15 protein-coding genes and 1 tRNA gene are annotated in these 17,765 nt (G+C 37.6%); 11 read left to right on the top strand and 5 right to left on the bottom strand.

Annotated features, from left to right (window positions below; all coding sequences use genetic code 11):
* Positions 1-23 precede the first annotated feature (23 nt).
* Positions 24-932 (top strand): 4-hydroxy-tetrahydrodipicolinate synthase, encoded by a 909-nt coding sequence (gene dapA, locus LVD47_RS14055; protein WP_236977626.1) that lies wholly within the window; start codon positions 24-26, stop codon positions 930-932.
* A gap of 21 nt (positions 933-953) precedes the next feature.
* Here dapA and LVD47_RS14050 read toward each other — a convergent pair whose 3' ends face one another.
* The 4 genes from LVD47_RS14050 to LVD47_RS14035 all read right to left on the bottom strand — a co-directional run bounded on the left by LVD47_RS14050 (position 954) and on the right by LVD47_RS14035 (position 4,426).
* Positions 954-1,901, bottom strand: coding sequence for an SWIM zinc finger family protein (locus tag LVD47_RS14050; RefSeq protein WP_236977624.1), 948 nt, complete (start codon positions 1,899-1,901; stop codon positions 954-956).
* Positions 1,902-1,907: 6 nt separating this feature from the next.
* Complete coding sequence (rnc, locus tag LVD47_RS14045; RefSeq protein ID WP_236977622.1) at positions 1,908-2,630, bottom strand: ribonuclease III; 723 nt, start codon at positions 2,628-2,630, stop codon at positions 1,908-1,910.
* Between the two features lie 18 nt (positions 2,631-2,648).
* On the bottom strand, positions 2,649-3,890 hold the full coding sequence (fabF, locus tag LVD47_RS14040) for a beta-ketoacyl-ACP synthase II (protein WP_236977614.1): 1,242 nt from the start codon (positions 3,888-3,890) through the stop codon (positions 2,649-2,651).
* 296 nt (positions 3,891-4,186) lie between these two features.
* Positions 4,187-4,426 carry an acyl carrier protein gene (locus tag LVD47_RS14035; protein ID WP_236977605.1) on the bottom strand — a complete coding sequence of 80 codons (240 nt, stop codon included), beginning with the start codon at positions 4,424-4,426 and terminating at the stop codon, positions 4,187-4,189.
* 288 nt (positions 4,427-4,714) lie between these two features.
* Between LVD47_RS14035 and pyk the strand changes: the two genes are divergently transcribed.
* Genes pyk through cysS form a run of 7 tightly spaced genes read left to right on the top strand, consistent with a single transcriptional unit; the run spans position 4,715 to position 13,580 of the window.
* Entirely contained in the window at positions 4,715-6,145 is a 1,431-nt protein-coding gene (pyk, locus tag LVD47_RS14030) for a pyruvate kinase (RefSeq protein WP_236977602.1), read from the top strand.
* Between the two features lie 10 nt (positions 6,146-6,155).
* A complete protein-coding gene (locus tag LVD47_RS14025) occupies positions 6,156-7,835 on the top strand; it encodes a tetratricopeptide repeat protein (protein ID WP_236977589.1) in 1,680 nt (559 codons plus the stop codon).
* Positions 7,836-7,846: 11 nt separating this feature from the next.
* Positions 7,847-8,617, top strand: coding sequence for a lipoprotein insertase outer membrane protein LolB1 (gene lolB1, locus LVD47_RS14020; RefSeq protein WP_236977587.1), 771 nt, complete (start codon positions 7,847-7,849; stop codon positions 8,615-8,617).
* Positions 8,550-9,734: a murein hydrolase activator EnvC family protein gene (locus LVD47_RS14015; protein WP_236977585.1), complete on the top strand. Its 1,185-nt coding sequence runs from the start codon at positions 8,550-8,552 to the stop codon at positions 9,732-9,734. The genes lolB1 and LVD47_RS14015 overlap by 68 nt, the downstream gene beginning before the upstream one ends.
* A 20-nt stretch (positions 9,735-9,754) precedes the next feature.
* Positions 9,755-10,963: a GTPase HflX gene (gene hflX / locus LVD47_RS14010; protein WP_236977583.1), complete on the top strand. Its 1,209-nt coding sequence runs from the start codon at positions 9,755-9,757 to the stop codon at positions 10,961-10,963.
* Positions 10,964-10,966: 3 nt separating this feature from the next.
* Positions 10,967-12,061, top strand: coding sequence for an aminopeptidase (locus LVD47_RS14005; protein ID WP_236977570.1), 1,095 nt, complete (start codon positions 10,967-10,969; stop codon positions 12,059-12,061).
* A gap of 25 nt (positions 12,062-12,086) precedes the next feature.
* Positions 12,087-13,580 carry a cysteine--tRNA ligase gene (cysS, locus tag LVD47_RS14000; RefSeq protein ID WP_236977568.1) on the top strand — a complete coding sequence of 498 codons (1,494 nt, stop codon included), beginning with the start codon at positions 12,087-12,089 and terminating at the stop codon, positions 13,578-13,580.
* A gap of 426 nt (positions 13,581-14,006) precedes the next feature.
* Here the strand turns inward: cysS and LVD47_RS13995 are convergent, their stop codons facing one another.
* Positions 14,007-14,732, bottom strand: a complete 726-nt coding sequence (locus LVD47_RS13995) for a head GIN domain-containing protein (RefSeq protein WP_236977566.1) — start codon at positions 14,730-14,732, stop codon at positions 14,007-14,009.
* A 368-nt stretch (positions 14,733-15,100) separates the two neighbouring features.
* Between LVD47_RS13995 and LVD47_RS13990 the strand changes: the two genes are divergently transcribed.
* From LVD47_RS13990 to LVD47_RS13980, 3 genes are all read left to right on the top strand, one after another.
* Positions 15,101-16,810: a GMC oxidoreductase gene (locus LVD47_RS13990; RefSeq protein WP_236977564.1), complete on the top strand. Its 1,710-nt coding sequence runs from the start codon at positions 15,101-15,103 to the stop codon at positions 16,808-16,810.
* A gap of 10 nt (positions 16,811-16,820) precedes the next feature.
* On the top strand, positions 16,821-17,384 hold the full coding sequence (locus LVD47_RS13985) for a gluconate 2-dehydrogenase subunit 3 family protein (protein ID WP_236977562.1): 564 nt from the start codon (positions 16,821-16,823) through the stop codon (positions 17,382-17,384).
* Between the two features lie 83 nt (positions 17,385-17,467).
* Positions 17,468-17,541 (top strand) — tRNA-Asn (locus LVD47_RS13980).
* Positions 17,542-17,765 lie beyond the last annotated feature (224 nt).

Genomic DNA, 17,765 nt, shown 5'->3' with positions numbered 1-17,765 from the left:
TTAATTAATTTCAGATTGCTTTTATGATTGATACGAGCCTATTCAGAGGAACCGGAACCGCATTAGCTACACCTTTCGATACCAATGGAAAAATTGATTTTAATTCCTTAAAAAAATTGATAGAATTCAATATCAAAGGAGGAGTTGAATATCTGGTATCATTGGGTACTACAGGAGAAGCAGTCACATTGAACCGGGAAGAGTGTCAATCTATTTTAGATTTCACTCTGGAACAGGTTGATGGAAGAATTCCCGTGGTTTTTGGGGTCTTTGGAAGTAATAATACTGAAATAATTCTGGAACGTCTCAATGGTTATACCCTCGACGGAGTATCAGCATTGCTGGCGGCCAGTCCCTACTATAATAAACCAACCCAGGAAGGAATTTATCAACACTATAAAGTATTTTCGGAAAATAGTTCCCTTCCAATTATCATTTATAACGTACCCGGAAGGACTTCTTCGAACATTGAGGTAGAAACTACCCTTCGCCTGGCGAATAATCTCCAAAATATCATAGGGATCAAAGAGGCTTCAGGTAATGTGGAACAAGTCAATTCCATTATAAAGCACAAGCCAGATAATTTTTTAGTAATTTCCGGGGATGACCCTTCGGCATTAGGTACAATTGCCTATGGCGGAGATGGCGTTATTTCCGTTATTTCAAACGCTTTTCCTGAGGAATGGTCAAACATGATTCGGGCTGGTTTGTCCAGCGATTTTGGAAAAGCTGCTAAAATTAATATTAACCTTCACGATCTCCATTACTGGCTGTATCGGGATGGTAATCCTTGCGGGATAAAAGCGGCCCTTAAAATCCGGGGAATTATTCAGGAAATGTCCGTGCGACTTCCACTGGTTCCTGTATCGGATGAGACCTATAAAGGCTTGCAAAAAGAAATGGAAAAGATTCTTTCTCTTCAGGAAATATGAGCTTACAATTTAGTGCTCTTTTTACTGTTCAAAACCTGCTGAAATAATTCGGTTCCCTTTTATAATACAAAAGGGATTAAAACCAGCAGGAGACCAAATTCCACATACTACTTTTGGACTAAAGAAACAAGCGGAGCCAACTGTTATGAATTTCATGTGGCTCTCGGCAGTCATGATTGGTATGCATTGACCATCTGTATCATATAGATACCATTTGCCATCACGGTATTCACTTCTCATTTCCAGCATAATTGGAAATCTTTCCAGAAATGGATTTTCAGCGATTAGGGAAAATATTTTGTCGTTGACATCCCTAAGGCTAGTATGTCCTCCTTGTAAAGATAACTCCTTGCTTATTCTTCTCAGATCTATATCAATGCATCGTTGGCTCCCTTCAAACGGGAATGGTATGATGGTACCTTCATAAACGGAACCTATAATATAATTTTTCTCAAAGGGCTTATGATTAAAGGAATAATCTAATAGAAGATACCAATCACCGGATTCCAGATCTATAATCCAAACCTCCCTCTGCAAAAGTTTTTCAATACTGCTAAACTCTTGAAAAACGGGAACAAAATGGTTGTTGTATTTTGGACAATCCTCAAGTTTCTTCCGGGTGAAATTTGCACCTGATTGATACACCAGATTAATTTTAAGGTTTTCTGACAACTGGTCAAATCTTTCCCAAAAAGATGCAATAAAATTTAGGTAGCTCCAGTGTTGGGTAATCACATAATTGTTATGCATAATAGCTTCATCTGCCGGGAGCAAACGAACTCTTTTAGCCAGTTTTCCCATTTTGGTATCCACCAGGGAGGCGGCAATCTTTTCTTTCTGTCTGAAAAAAGCATCTCTATTCTCTAAAACCGGCAAATAGAAAGTAGCTTCCAGCCAATTTTGAAGGACGCGGGCTCCCACCTTCATTTCCTTTAATCGGCCTGAACTTACAAGATCCCATAAATTCATAGGAAATCACATCTTCTTAAGTAACCCCAATTTGACCATCGCCTTTTTAGAGGCGATTTGTTCTGCTCCTTTCTTGTTAAATTCAGAGCCATTTGCAATGACTTCTTCGTCTACAATAACCGCTACTTTAAATCGGTCCCTCTTCTGTTGTCTGTATTTTTCCATTAATTCATATTCCAGAACTTTACCGTTTTTCTGACACCACTCAAGTAAACGACTTTTGAAATTTTCATCTTTCTTTTCAAGGGAATGGACGTCAAGATGTTCCTGTAAGATCCGCACGACCACAAAGTTTCGGGTAAAGTTGTATCCTTTCTCTATATAAATCGCTCCAATGAGAGCTTCAAGAGCATTCCCCATCATGGAATCACTAAGTTGCAGTTGATTATACTGTTTAAGAAAAATATCTAATCCCAGATCTTCAGCTACTCTATTCAGGGTTTTCCTTTGTACTATCTTCGCCCTCATTTTAGTTAAAAAGCCTTCGTCTTCATGGAGGTATTTCTTATACAGATATTCGGCAATAATAGTAGATAGCAGGGCATCACCAAGGAATTCCAGTCTTTCATTTGAAATCTGTCGATTATTACTATTGTGATTACTCCCTTTGTGTATAAATGCTTGTTTGAATAAAAATAGGTTCGTAGGCACGAACCCCAACAATTCGCGTATATTCCGGATAAAGTATTTATCCTTCGACCAAAAATAATTATAAATCTTTTGGATCAATTTACCCTTATTTTACATTTATAGTTTCCTTAATACAAAAGAGGTATTGTGCCCCCCGAAACCAAACGTATTGCATAGAATCATATCTATTTGCTTTTCTTCCGGGGTATTATACGTTAATTTTAATTTTTGATCGATTTCCGGATCATCCGTAAAATGATTAATTGTAGGTGGCACAAACCCTTCTTCCATTCCTATAATACAGGCAATAGATTCTATAGCTCCGGATGCCCCCAACAAATGACCGGTCATTGATTTGGTTGAAGAGATACTTAATTTATAAGCATCATCCCCAAAAATTTTCAATATTGCTTTTATCTCTGCAATATCTCCTAAAGGGGTTGAAGTTCCATGGACATTAATATAATCAATATCTGAAGTCGATACACTGGACTCCAAAAGCGCATTTTTCATAACATTGGCCGCACCCAGTCCATCTGGATGGGGAGCTGTAATATGGTGCGCATCATCTGTCATTCCACCGCCTAATATTTCTGCATATATTTTGGCCCCTCTTTTCTTGGCATGTTCATATTCTTCCAGGATAAGCGCTCCAGCTCCTTCACCCAGTACAAATCCGTCCCGGTCCTTATCAAAAGGCCTTGATGCTGTGGACGGGTCGTCATTTCGTCCAGACAACGCTTTCATTCCGGAAAAACCACCTATACCAGCACGGGTAACAGCGGCCTCGGAACCTCCTGATATTATGATATCCGCGCGCCCCAGCCGAATGTTATCCATAGCATTTATAATAGCATGGCTAGATGATGCACATGCAGATACCGTACCATAATTAATCCCCATCAATCCATATTTAATAGCAATTTGCCCTGGAACAATATCAGCTATCATTTTAGGTATCATAAATGGATTATATCTAGGTGTATTCTCGTAGTCTGAATTTAGCTCTATTTGCTCTTCCAATGACCTCAATCCTCCAATTCCCGACCCCCAAATTACACCAATCCGATCTGGGTTTTGTTCATCAAAATTTAATCCGCTATCTATTACGGCTTCTTCAGCAGAAACAAGTCCATACTGACTGAATAAATCCATCTTCCGAACTTCTTTACGTCCGAAAACTTCTGCACCATCAAACCCTTTTACTTCACATGCGAATGTGGTTTTGAACTTAGATGCATCGAAGTGCTTTATATAATCTGCGCCACTTCTCCCCTCCTTTAAAGCCTGGGAATACTCTTTGATCGTATTCCCTATTGGAGTAATAGCGCCTATTCCTGTAATTACGACTCTTCTCATTTTCTATTTTTTGGCATTATCTATTGCGGTTCCCATTGTACTGACCACAATATCATTCATTAGAAAATTTTAAATGCTATAGCTACTGACTATAGAAGTAAACATATATAATTAATAAATATCGTCAACAAATCAAATTAATTAATGGCATCCCCCTAAAGCTACATTGTTTTTAATGGAAATCCAATGAATTTATTGAACTTTATCAATTCAGGCGTTTCACACCCCCAATATAAAAAAATAGCCCTCTTATTTTCAACTTAAAATAAGAGGGCCTGAAATATTCTGTCAAATTATTAATTATCTACTTCATTTTGAACATATTCAATAGCTTGACCTACAGTTTGAATGTTTTCAGCCTCTTCGTCAGGTATTGATATATCAAACTCTTTTTCAAATTCCATTATAAGCTCCACTGTATCCAAAGAATCGGCACCAAGGTCGTTAGTAAAACTAGCTTCCGTAGTTACTTCAGATTCATCAACGCCTAACTTATCTACAATAATTTTTTTAACTTTTTCAGCTGCGCTCGACATGATTTTCTAATTTTATGAAACAATTTTTGCGCAAAATAAGATATAAATCCCCTGATCTACAACTTTTTTTCACTCAATTTACAATTTATTGCTTTGTAAAGGTACTTTTTTTTTCGTTTAGCTTCGTCTTTTTCAGTTGTCACCCCCAGTCTTTAGGGTTTTGCGTTTAATATTTTATATTTACTTATTATAGCAAAATACTTTACATTCTAAAAATATTTTAATTTTGCCAGCTTACAAAGTCGAATTTCGACTTACTAATTAATAAAACATCTTAACTTTTCAAACATGAATCCATCTTTTCAAAAAACTAAAATCGTTGCTACTGTCGGACCTTCCATTGACTCCTATGATCAATTGAAGCTCCTAATAGAGACAGGTGTAGATGTTTTTCGCTTAAATTTTTCGCATGGTGACCACGAAACACACCAACGCGTCATCAATACTATCCATCAATTAAATGAAGAAATGGGCACTTATGTAAGTATCCTGGCGGATTTACAGGGACCTAAAATCAGGGTTGGAAAAATAAAAGACAATGCTATTCCACTTAACCCCGGACAAATAATAGAATTTACAACTGAGGAAAAAATCGGGGACGAAAAAAGTATTTTTATCAATTATGATAATTTCCCAATGGATGTAAATGCCGGTGAAAGAATTCTCTGTGATGATGGAAAGGTCATTTTCAAGGTAATAGATACCAACAAAAAAGACACGGTGAAATTAGAAGTAGTCCACGGCAAAGAATTGAGCAGTAGAAAAGGCGTCAACCTACCAGACACCAAAACATCGTTACCTGCTTTGACTGAGAAAGATCTAAAAGATCTTGAATTTATAATGACCCAGGATGTAAATTGGATTGCCCTTTCCTTTGTAAGGAAAGCCCAGGACGTACTTGACCTCAAAGAACGAATGAAAGAAAATAATTATTCCGCCCTGGTTATTTCCAAAGTTGAAAAACCTGAAGCTGTAGGATCAATTGATGAAATAATTGAGGTCTCTGATGGAATAATGGTGGCTCGAGGGGATCTCGGTATTGAAGTTCCACTTGAACAATTGCCCGGCATTCAGAAATCTATCATCAACAAATGTATCGAAAATTCTAAACCTGTAATTGTCGCCACACAAATGATGGATAGTATGATACACAATCCTTCGCCGACAAGAGCGGAAGTAACCGATGTTGCCAACGCTGTATTTGACGGGGCTGACGCCGTTATGCTAAGTGGGGAAACAAGCGTTGGAGAATTCCCGGCCCTGGTAATTGAAATAATGACCAAAATCCTGGCTGAAGCCGAAGGCCAACTAATTATGAAAGGGAAGCGGCCCAAGCCCAAAAAAGACTCCGACACCTATCATTCAGATGTCGTTTGCTTTACAGCTGGGAGGATGTCTAGCAAGATTAAAGCAGAAGGTATCGTAGGATTTACGGTTTCCGGCTATACAGCATTTAAAGTAAGTAGTTACCGTCCTGATTGTCCGATATTTATATTTTCAGGCAACAAGAAAACATTATCTACTCTCAATTTGGTTTGGGGTGTAAAATGTTTTTTCTATGACAAATTCACTACCACAGACGGTACTATTGAAGATGTAGTGCAAATTTTGAAATCAAGTGAGTGGATATCAACCGGAGACGTAATAATAAATACGGGCGCAATGCCGTTGAACAAACGACAAAGAACGAACTTTTGTAAGATAACTATGGTTGAATAAATAAAATGCTGTGAATGTAGTCCTTCAATTTCTGACTTCTTTATTTTTCATACTTTACACTACACTTATCTGCAATGCACAAGAACTTATGGTGCCGCAAAAAGATGTAGATAAAGAATCTATGTTTATAGATGCTGAAAGTAAAAAATTAACAGGAGACATTGAAGCTGCTAAAGCCATATATAAACAAATACTGGAAAATGACCCGAATGATGATGTAGCAGCATTTTTTCTCGGTGTTCTTTATCTGGAAGGAGAAACATTTAAAGAAGCCTCCAATTATTTTTCATTAGCCCTCGCAAATGAAAAAAATAATCCCTGGTATTATCTCAGGGCTACAGAGGCTTACCTCAAAAATGACCAATTCGATAATGCCTCTTCTACTCTTAAAAAGTTAATTGAGCATTTTCCGGATAATCCGGAATATTACGACAGATTAGAATATCTATACCGCGATAGTAATCAATTCAAGAAGCAATTGGACCTGATCAATACTATGATTGAAAAGTTTGGATTTCATAAAGATTACGGGTTGTCACGTGTCCAGGCACTGGACAACATGGGAAAACAAGATAGAGCTGTTGAAGAATTAGAAGAATTAAGATTGAAATTTCCAAGGGATAAATTTATTCTCAATCTACTAGCAAATTTTTACAAAAAAAATGGGCAGGAAGAAAAAGCCCTTACAGTTTACCGGGACATTCTCAATTTTGCTCCTGATGACCCTCAGGCGAACCTGGAGATTAGTAAATTCAATTCCAAGGATCAAACCGAAATCCAAAAAATACGTTCTCTTGAAGGTTTGTTTAGAAAAAAAACTATCGATTTTGATGCCAAATTCTCCAGAATTGCTACCTATTTCCAAAACGGATTGGAGCACCTGGACAGTACTACTTTACAATCTTTGGATACAGCAAGTGATTGGCTGTTAGAAGCACATCCCGACAATCCTAAAGCACTTTCCCTTAAAGCGGATCTTCTCTCTCGAAAAGGTGAAAATCCCGAAGCCGTAATATTTTATAAAAAAACCATAGATGTTCATCCTGACAATTATATGGTATGGGAACAACTATTGTGGTCCCTTAAAGAATTACACCGCTGGAAAGAATTAGTAGAATTCGCGGATCAGGGGACGTTGTATTTCCCAAATAAATCGTCACTTTATTTAATGAAATCAACGGGATTATTTCATTTAAATGATTTCGATGAAGCAATTTTCGAAATTGAATACGCAGAACGACTTGCCCTGAATGATCCTATCATGCTATCGAATATATTGGCACTGAAAGGACTTATTCTATGTTCGTCTGGGACTAGCGGAGCCCATAACACATTTTCCGATGCGAAAAAACAATTAGACAGTAATCCCAATATCTCATACATGGAAAGCCAGTGTGCAGTGAAAAGCGGAGATTTGGACCTGGCAATGGAGTTAATGGAATCCGCTCTTAATAAAGTTCCTACTAAGCCCGAATACATTGTCCTTTACAGTAAGATATTAATCGAAAAAAATAATTCTGAAAAAGCGTTGGAATTACTATTAAAAGCATCAAATAACACTAAGTATTTCCCTGTCTTTGAAACGATTAGTGATATATATCAAAAAAAAGGAAATAGCGAAAAAGCGGATCAATTCCAGCAACTTGCTGTCAAATACGGAAAGTCCGACCCGATCAAAATCAAGAACTGATATCTTCATCAATGGAAAATAAATTTACTCAATCTATTTGTCTCATCATTTTGTCCCTTCTATTTGTTAATTGCAGTGGGTCAAAGAAAATAAATAAATCTAAAGAAGAATTCTCCCCAAGGAACTTTGAACAATTTTTTAAAACCATTGATCATCTTGAAATGAATGGGAAACTCACCTTTTTCATTCCTCAGGAGGGTATAAATTTCAATTCCAATTTAACGGTAAGAATGTCCGATGATGAAATATGGATGGTTGGAAAATTTATTGGAATTGAAGCATTCAGGACTAAAGTCACCATTGACTCTATAATGGTGCTGGATAGAATAAACCGGGTCTACATGCATTCATCCTGGCAAGATGTCCAACAAAAATATAGCCCCGAATTAGACTTTTTTGCATTAAAGAATTTATTAATTGGAAATCCATTTATAGTCCAGGGAGGGCAGTACAGCCTATTCAAAAACGGAGATGTCTACGAATTTGACTATGAATCCGAAACGAATGCTAAGTTATTCATAGATATTTTTTTTCAGAACCAGATTCGACAGTCAAATTGGTTGGTAGAAAGCAAAGACCTGGTAGTAGAAGCAAAATATGATAAATATACTAACGAAAATTTAAAAAATATTCCTTACTTTCGTTCATATATTGCAGATATTTCTAATACACAAAATATTAATATTGAGTTAGAAATAAAAAATCTTAGCTTCGATGATGACCTTAACACACCTTTTGAAGTACCTGACAGGTATTCTATTCATAGCCTGCTTTCAAAGTAATTTGTTTGCACAGGATGTCCAATCCCTGGAAGCCGAACGCGATCAAATTATTAATGAAATAAAGCAAACAAATGCCCTGCTAAAAGAGAGTCAACAGGAATCCAAAAACTTAAGCCATCAATTCCAATTGATTCAAAACCAGATACGCAACAGGGAAAAATTAATTTCTACTTATAATCTGGAAATAAAAAAATTGGCAAATGATATTACGTTCCTGGACAATGAGATAACGAAAGAAAAGAAAAAGTTATCAGATATCAAAAAAGAGTACGGAAGCTTACTTCAACAAGTTCACAGATCAAATTTAGTCCAGAATAAAATGCTATTGTTGCTTTCATCCGCATCTTTTAACCAGGCTATGGCCCGTTGGAGGTATTTCCGGCAAATATCCTCTTTTCGAAAAAACCAAAAAAACGAAATTGAAGAATTACAAACTTCTCTCCGTGATAAACAAACCCAATTGGAAACCAAAAAACAAAGTACTATTGCTAAAAAACATGATAAAGAATCGCAAAAAAAGGAACTTGCTGAGGAAATGAAAGAAAAAGATGTGGTTTTATCAACCCTCAAAAAAGATATAGGGAAATTGCGATCCAAGATTGCTGCGAAAGAAAAAGAAAGGAAGGCGTTAAGCAACAAAATTGCAAACCTAATAGCAAGTAAAACCAAGTCTATGCCTGCAAGTCCCGCAGTTGAAGCCCTTTCCGTCAATTTTGAACAAAACAAAGGTAAATTACCCTGGCCTACAAACACAGGTATCGTGGTAAGACGATTTGGTAAACAAAACCATCCCGTGCTGAAAAATATTGAGTTGGAAAATGACGGTATCGATATACAAACAGACGAAGGTGCTACCGTAAATAATATCTTTGAAGGAACAGTCATAAATTCATTATATATTCCAAACAATAATATGGTCGTTTTAGTAAACCATGGTAGCTATTTTACCGTTTACAGTAACCTTAGTGAAGTATTTGTTAGCGAAAATCAACAAGTAAAACGCAATGAACCACTTGGGATAGTCGGGAAAAACAAGGATGACTTACCGGTTTTACACTTTGAAGTTTGGAGAAAAAATACCGCTCAAAATCCCGCACTTTGGATTAAAAGCCGTTAATTTAAGACAAAAAAGTATTAGTGAGTAACGATTGGAATATAAGTAGTAATCAGGCAGGCTTCTTAACAAGTGACGAAACAGCTGTTATAGTTGGATTGGTGCTTAATGATGAAACCGAAGAATCAGTTAATGAATACCTTGATGAATTAGAGTTTTTAGCTTCTACAGCAGGTGCTGAGACTAAGGCACGTTTCACCCAAAAACTTAATCATCCAGATAAAAAATATTTTATTGGAAGTGGAAAAGCCCTGGAAGTAAAGGAGTATGTCAATGAACATGATATTGACCTGGTGATTTTTGACGATGACCTCAGTCCTTCCCAAACACAGAACCTTGAGCGCACGCTTAAAAGAAAGATCATTGACCGTTCTAATCTAATCCTGGATATTTTTGCAAATCATGCTCGAACATCCCAGGCAAAGACCCAGGTAGAACTTGCCCAGATGCAATACCTTCTTCCCCGATTACGCGGATTATGGACTCACCTCGAACGACAAAAAGGGGGAATCGGAATGAGAGGTCCTGGAGAAAAGGAAATAGAAACCGATAGAAGGATCGTAAGAGATAAGATCAAAAAGCTAAAAGATAAACTTGATAAAATTGAGCTTCAGAATCAAACGCAACGGAAGAATCGAGGGGAATATATCAGAGTGGCCCTGGTAGGATATACCAATGTAGGGAAATCCTCACTTATGAACCGATTGACAAAGTCCGACGTACTGGCTGAGAATAAATTATTTGCTACACTGGACACCACCGTAAGAAAAGTGGTATTTGGTCGAATGCCATTTCTCATGTCAGATACAGTCGGCTTTATTCGAAAATTACCCCATCACCTCGTAGAGAGTTTCAAATCTACATTGGACGAAGCCAAAGAAAGTGATATACTTATACACGTAATCGACCTGTCTCACGACAAATACGAAGAACACATTGCCACTGTCAACGAAACCCTGGCTTCATTGGGAGTAAGCCAAAAACCTACCCTGATGGTTTTTAATAAACTTGACCTTTATCGCAAAAAGCATTTTGATGATTTACTTACTGATGAAGAAAAAAGTATCATGGAAAGTGAGTTATTGGAAAGCCTACAAAAAAAATATGAACATCCGGTAGCCTTTGTATCCGCATATACCAAAGAAAACATCAATGAACTTCGACACCTTTTAACAGGATTAGTCGAAACACAATACCAAAAAAGATATCCCTACAGAGCTAAATACTGGTAATTAATGACGCTACTAGAAAAATATGCAGCGCTCCTGGTCGACTACTGCCTGGAAATAAAAAAGAACGACCGTTTATTTATAAAAACGACCCTCCTTGCAGAACCTCTCGTAAAAGAGATTTACAAAGCCACACTGGATCGCGGAGGACATCTCGAGACGGAGTTTATATTCGAAGGACAAAATAAAATATTATTTGACCGGGCAAAACTTCACCAAATAGAATATATATCTCCAACAACATGGTATCGGTTCGAAAATTTTGAGAAATACTTGTTTATCAGAGCTCCATACAATTTATTTGAAGATAAAAACATTGATGGGGAAAAATTGAAAATTAGAGCTGATGCTACCAAGCCCCTGAATGATCTTTACTTTGAAAGAACGGCCAACGGATCAATGGAAAGAAGTCTATGCCAATTTCCTACCCAGGCTTCTGCTCAAGCAGCTGAAATGGCTTTGGACGATTATCAGGAATTTGTTTATGCTGCCTGCAAACTCTATGACAAAGATCCCTCTCAATCGTGGTTACAAGTACGACTCCAACAACAATCCGTTACAGATTTTTTAAATCAATCAAAAAATATAATTTACCGCGGCGAGAATATCGATATTTCTTTTTCTTGCAGTGGAAGGACCTGGATTAATTCAGACGGCAGGGCCAATATGCCTTCAGGAGAAGTATTCACAGCACCGGTTGAAGACTCCGTCAATGGAGAAGTATACTTTTCATATCCGGCAATTTACAGGGGCAACGAAGTAATTGGTGTACGCCTAACATTCAAGGACGGTTACATTACCAATTGGTCAGCCGAAAAAGGTCAGGAAGTACTGAATGATATTTTTAAAATAGAAGGTGCTCGCAGATTAGGTGAAGCAGCAATTGGCACCAACTATAATATCCAAAGGATAACGCGTAATATATTATTTGATGAAAAAATTGGTGGTAGCATCCACTTAGCTGTAGGCCAGGCCTATAAGCAATGTGGAGGAAAAAACAGATCATCCGTTCATTGGGATATGATAACAGACATGAAAAAAGACGGTCAAATTATTGCGGATGGTAAAGTTATTTATGAAAGAGGCAAATTTTTAATTTAGCACCAAAATTGAAACAAGATATAAAATGAATAAATACGAAAAGTTTCCATTACATTTACATAACAGCCTTACTAAACAAAAGGAAAAATTCGAGGCTATTAATCCTCCCCATTTAGGACTGTATGTTTGTGGACCTACTGTATATAGTGATGTCCATCTCGGGAATTGCCGTACCTTTGTCAGTTTTGATTTCATGTTCCGGTACTTAATGCATCTGGGGTACAATGTGCGCTACGTTCGAAACATAACTGATGTCGGGCACCTACTAGATGATGGTGAGGATCGTATGGCAAAAAAAGCTAAAGTTGAGAAGTTAGAACCAATGGAAGTAGCCCAAAAGTATGCTAACGGATTTCACAAAATGATGGATATTCTCAATACCCTTCCCCCTTCTATTGAACCTCAAGCTTCCGGACATATCCCTGAGCAAATAGAAATGGTTCAGGCCATTTTAGACAATGGTTATGCTTACGAAAAGAATGGGTCCGTATACTTCGATACGGTTAAATTTGCAAAAGAGACCGATCAATATGGGAAATTATCAGGCAGAGTAATTGATGATTTATTATCAGAAACAAGGGAGCTAAAAAACCAGGACGAAAAAAATAACCCCGCCGACTTTGCCATATGGATGAAAGCAGATGAAAGACATATTATGAGATGGAATTCTCCCTGGTCAGAAGGATTCCCCGGTTGGCATCTGGAATGCTCTGCCATGAGCACCAAATATCTCGGCAAAACTTTTGACATCCATGGAGGTGGAGCCGATCTGAAATTCCCTCATCACGAGAATGAAATTGCCCAAAACCACAGTGCCTGTGGTTCTCATCCAGCCAATTATTGGGTTCATACCAACATGCTCTTGATGAATGGTAAGAAAATGTCTAAAAGCGACGGTAATACTATAACTCCACAACAACTATTTTCGGGAGAAAGTGAACATATTTCTAAGGGTTATGACCCGATGACTGTGCGATTCTTTTTCTTACAAGCTCATTATTCCAGCACATTGGATCTTTCTGATGATGCTCTCCTCGCCGCAGAAAAAGGATTTAAAAAATTGATGAATGCATTGCCTCTGGCGGAAAAATTAGTTGCAGTAAGCGAAAATTCTAATTATGACTTGACACTATCTAATCAAATCATCGAAAAATGCGATCAGTGCTATATAGAGATGAGTAATGACTTTAATACCGCCAAAACATTAGCAGTATTGTTTGAGTTAGCGGGTAAATTAAATGAAATTGACAACGGCCAAATAAAAATTCAACAGCTATCAACCGAATCCATAGAACGATTAAAATCTACCTTTACTTCCTTTGTAAAAGATGTACTAGGCCTTAAACCAGAAGAAAAAGGTAACGATAAAATGGATGAGGTAATGGATATTCTTTTGAACCTCCGCAAAGACGCCCGTGCCAATAAAAACTGGGCGCTATCGGACCAGATACGTGATCAATTGGCTGCTGCGGGAATAGTGATAAAAGACGGGAAAGAAGGATCTACTTATACGTTTTAACCTTTTCATAAATAAAAAACAATAGAAGTAATAACAATTAAAAGTGGCAGGTAAATATGATCCCACAAAGGTATTCCAAAACTGCCTGATTAATTTTTCCCAGGTTCGTTGGAATTCCCGCAAAACCATCGTATCAATATTAATGCTTACAGATTGCCCGTCATCTACCTTTGAAAGTATTAAGTAATCTGAGCTCGACAAATAGTTATAGGTTCGCAGGGATTCCTGAAGCTTTACCGGGATCATCCAAAGGGAGGGAAAACATTAGATCCCCCTTGTCGATCCAGGATTGAAAATTGGCATTAATGAGTTACCACTTGAAAGCAGGTGATCTTCTTCCTGCTCTTTAGTGCTCTGAATCCGAAAAATATATCGAAATCAGATAAAGGATTCTAATATGAATTTCCGGGAAAATTTGATTTTTAATTAATTTGCATCAAATACTCCTCCACTCCCCTGGATATTTGTATAAAGTAAAGGAAATCCCCGGAAGTAAACACTGCCACTGCCAAACAATCTGACTTTTAATTCATCCCGGACATTAACCATTCCATTTCCACTACCATAAGACTCTACCTCTGCTTCATTAAATGCCATATTAAACCCCCGAAAAAGACCACTCCCCTCGATTAAAAGATCCAATTCATCTCCCCTCCCCTCCAGTATCAACTCTCCAGAACCTATGATTTCGACATCAAGATCATCAGATTCAACCCCCAGATCAATTATCCCAGAACCATTGAGCTCAATATCCAAATCGTCCGTGTATAAAACATTCTCAGAGTAAATAATCCCACTACTGAAGTTGATTATTTCTTCTATATATGGTAGTGTTATATATACCACAAGGTCATTGGTATTGGCAATACAATTCCTTGTCCTAATAGTAACTTTATCGCCCCTTACCCTGAATTCAAGTAAATCAATGAGATTGGGAGTACCTTCAGCAAATACTTCAAAATAAGAACCATATCGCAACACCAATTTTAAATTATCCTCCAATGAAATCTCATCAACAATGGGAATATCAAAACCTACAGTCTGCACACTCCCCCGTGATGTCTCACAGCGATGATTCCAATAATCGGAATCATAGGAACATCCTGAAAGTAATAAGATAATAGCAGGAATTATTATATATATTATTCTCATGGTATTGTTTTTTAGTTAAGACGACTTTATTTAACATAAAGTTGTTAACACAAAACTAAATTTTCACACACTGTGATCAAATGATGTATCCATACCTATAAAACCCAGACCTGAACAATCAATTTACCAGGAAAAATGGACAAGATCTAAAAAACATAAACATTGGAGGGACAAGCCCAATCCGTACTCTAAAACTAGTGGAGATATTTCTGGCTGTTTTTTTTTCTGTGGAAAGTGGTAAAATCTAATTTCGTCGGTCCAGATCAAAAATTTGGAAGAGATTTAAATACTAAATATTAATACCCAATAAATGTATAGTTTGCCGTTTTTATATTACATTTCAAGAATGTTTAAAATTTATTAGAGATATGTATTTTAATTCGCAAAACAATCAAAACAATACCTATGACGCCATCGTTGTGGGGTCGGGTATCAGTGGAGGATGGGCGGCAAAGGAATTATCAGAGAAAGGACTTAAAACCCTGGTACTGGAAAGAGGCAGGATGGTTAAACATGGTGACTACCCGACTGCCAATATGGATCCCTGGGATGCTAAGCACCGAGGAAAGGTGTTGCAGGAAGAAATAGAAGAACACTATCCCAAACAGAGCAGAACGGGATACACCATTAGCCAATATACCAAACATTGGTTTGTCAAAGATTCAGAACATCCCTACCTGGAGGATAAACGTTTTGATTGGATGCGAGGTTATCACGTAGGCGGAAGGTCTTTAATGTGGGGTCGACAATGTTACCGGTGGAGTGATCTTGACTTCGAGGCAAATCTTAAGGAAGGTATTGGCATTGACTGGCCTATTCGCTATAAAGATATTGCACCGTGGTATGATTATGTTGAGAATTATGTGGGGATAGCAGGAAAGAAAGAAGGTTTGGCGCACTTACCTGATGGCCCCTTTTTGAAACCTATGGAATTGAATGTAGCGGAGCAATATGTAATTGATAGAATTAGAGAAGTTTATGATGACAGAATTCTGACCAATGCGCGGGTAGCTAATTTATCTGAAGCCAAAGATAGGGGTGCCTGTCAATATAGAAACAGATGCATCAGGGGATGTCCTTTTGGAGGATATTTTAGTTCGGTTTCGGCTACATTACCGGACGCCGAAAGATCTGGGAACATGTCCATCAGGCCTTACAGTATTGTCCATTCGGTAATATATGATCCCAAAACCGGAAAAGCCTCAGGAGTTCGGGTAATAGATGCGGAAACAAAGGAAGAAATCGTTTTTAACGCTAAGGTTATTTTTTTAACTGCATCATGCCTCGGCAGCACTCAGATCCTTATGAATTCCAAATCATCGACTTTTTCAGAAGGACTGGGGAATACGAATGGCGTATTGGGGAGAAATCTTATGGATCATCACTTTTTAATCAGTGCCAGAGGTAAGGTAGAAGGATTAGAAGATTATTACTATAAAGGTAGACGACCGGGTGGAACTTATATGCCGCGATTCCGAAATATTGATTCCCAATCCAAAATGAAAGATTTTGTGCGAGGTTACGGACTTCAAGGTGGTGGTGGAAGAGGAGCCGAATGGCAACAGAGTATAGGGGAACTTAAATACGGTAAGGACGGTAAAGAGCAATTGTTCAAACCAGGAGGGCCCTGGACCTATGGTATGATAGCATTTGGAGAATGCTTACCTTACGAAGACAACATTGTCTATCAGGATTCCAACGAAAAAGACCAATGGGGAATTCCTCTTCTCCGATTCGATGCCGAATGGAAAGAGAATGAACTCAATATGAGAAAAGACATGAAAGTACAAGTTGTAGAAATGCTTGAAAAATCTGGCCTAAAAGATGTACAACTCAATGATCGAATGTCATATCCCGGCCTTGGAATACATGAAATGGGTACGGCCAGAATGGGACGCGATCCTAAAACGAGTATACTCAATCAATGGAACCAAATCCACAATGTGAAGAATGTTTTTGTTACCGACGGAGCATGTATGACTTCATCAGGTTGCCAAAATCCGTCAATTACATATATGGCTTTAACTGCGCGGGCTTGTGACCATGCTGTAAAGGAATTAAATCGACAAAACCTTTAAATTAAAAGAAATGGATCGAAGAACAGCTATTAAGAGAACTTCTTTAATTATGGGAACGGCTTTATCTGCTGGCACCATGGCAGGGTTAGTAGCCGGTTGTAAAGCAGAGAAAAAATTAGATTGGGAACCTGCATTTTTTTCTCCTGATGAAGCAAAAACAATCAGTTCCCTAACAGATACTATTTTACCTAAGACAGAGACTCCAGGTGCCTCTGAAGTTGGCGTTCCCGAATTTATTGATGATTTAATAGGTAACTTTTGGAATGAAAATGATCAATCCGGTTTTAAATCTAAACTGGCTAATGTTAATCAATTGTCCGAAGAAAAATTTGGAGATTCGTATTTTAATCTCACAGGTGATGAACAAAATCAAATTATGGATCAATTGGTAGATGAAGCAACCAATCATTCGGATTCGGGCAAACCCTTTTTCAGGGAGTTAAAAGAACTTACCTATTCTGGGTATTTTTCTTCAGAAATAATTGGTGAACAAGTTCTTGCATATGATCCTGTTCCCGGCACCTACATAGGGGACCTACCCATCGATGAAGTAGATAATGCCTGGTCATTATAATTTTTAAAAAATTGTTTGGACATTTCAATGAATTTGGTAAATTTGCAGTCGCTAAAGTTTAAGAGCTTTGGTTCCCAAAAATTGCCTCAGTAGCTCAGCTGGTTAGAGCGGCGGACTGTTAATCCGTAGGTCATAGGTTCGAGCCCTATCTGAGGCGCTGAAATTCAAAGGGTTGTGATTAATTTCATAACCCTTTTTTTATGTGTGTACAAAATTGTGTACTAAATAAATTAACCTGCTTCCTGTATCGTATGCCATAAATTTCAGCCCACAATTCTTTTCTTGATAAATAATATTTATAATCGGGATATTCAGTAGTAAGGTACAAATGAGTAAGATAATGGAAGAAGTTTTCTTTGGCCCTTCATTACAGATACCCTT

Origin of the sequence: Membranihabitans maritimus, assembly GCF_021729145.1 — a bacterium.
GTDB lineage: Bacteria > Bacteroidota > Bacteroidia > Chitinophagales > Saprospiraceae > Membranihabitans > Membranihabitans maritimus.
The sequence above is the reverse complement of the archived record's forward strand: the minus strand, read 5'-3'. Positions and strand labels throughout refer to the sequence as shown.

Coding starts and splice junctions, on each gene's coding strand:
- LVD47_RS13990 (WP_236977564.1), top strand. CDS start 15,101: ATGTATTTTAATTCGCAAAACAATCAAAACAATACCTATGACGCCATC.
- LVD47_RS13995 (WP_236977566.1), bottom strand. CDS start 14,732: ATGAGAATAATATATATAATAATTCCTGCTATTATCTTATTACTTTCA.
- LVD47_RS14050 (WP_236977624.1), bottom strand. CDS start 1,901: ATGAATTTATGGGATCTTGTAAGTTCAGGCCGATTAAAGGAAATGAAG.
- LVD47_RS14035 (WP_236977605.1), bottom strand. CDS start 4,426: ATGTCGAGCGCAGCTGAAAAAGTTAAAAAAATTATTGTAGATAAGTTA.
- pyk (WP_236977602.1), top strand. CDS start 4,715: ATGAATCCATCTTTTCAAAAAACTAAAATCGTTGCTACTGTCGGACCT.
- lolB1 (WP_236977587.1), top strand. CDS start 7,847: ATGGAAAATAAATTTACTCAATCTATTTGTCTCATCATTTTGTCCCTT.
- LVD47_RS14005 (WP_236977570.1), top strand. CDS start 10,967: ATGACGCTACTAGAAAAATATGCAGCGCTCCTGGTCGACTACTGCCTG.
- LVD47_RS13985 (WP_236977562.1), top strand. CDS start 16,821: ATGGATCGAAGAACAGCTATTAAGAGAACTTCTTTAATTATGGGAACG.
- cysS (WP_236977568.1), top strand. CDS start 12,087: ATGAATAAATACGAAAAGTTTCCATTACATTTACATAACAGCCTTACT.
- LVD47_RS14015 (WP_236977585.1), top strand. CDS start 8,550: ATGATGACCTTAACACACCTTTTGAAGTACCTGACAGGTATTCTATTC.
- dapA (WP_236977626.1), top strand. CDS start 24: ATGATTGATACGAGCCTATTCAGAGGAACCGGAACCGCATTAGCTACA.
- fabF (WP_236977614.1), bottom strand. CDS start 3,890: ATGAGAAGAGTCGTAATTACAGGAATAGGCGCTATTACTCCAATAGGG.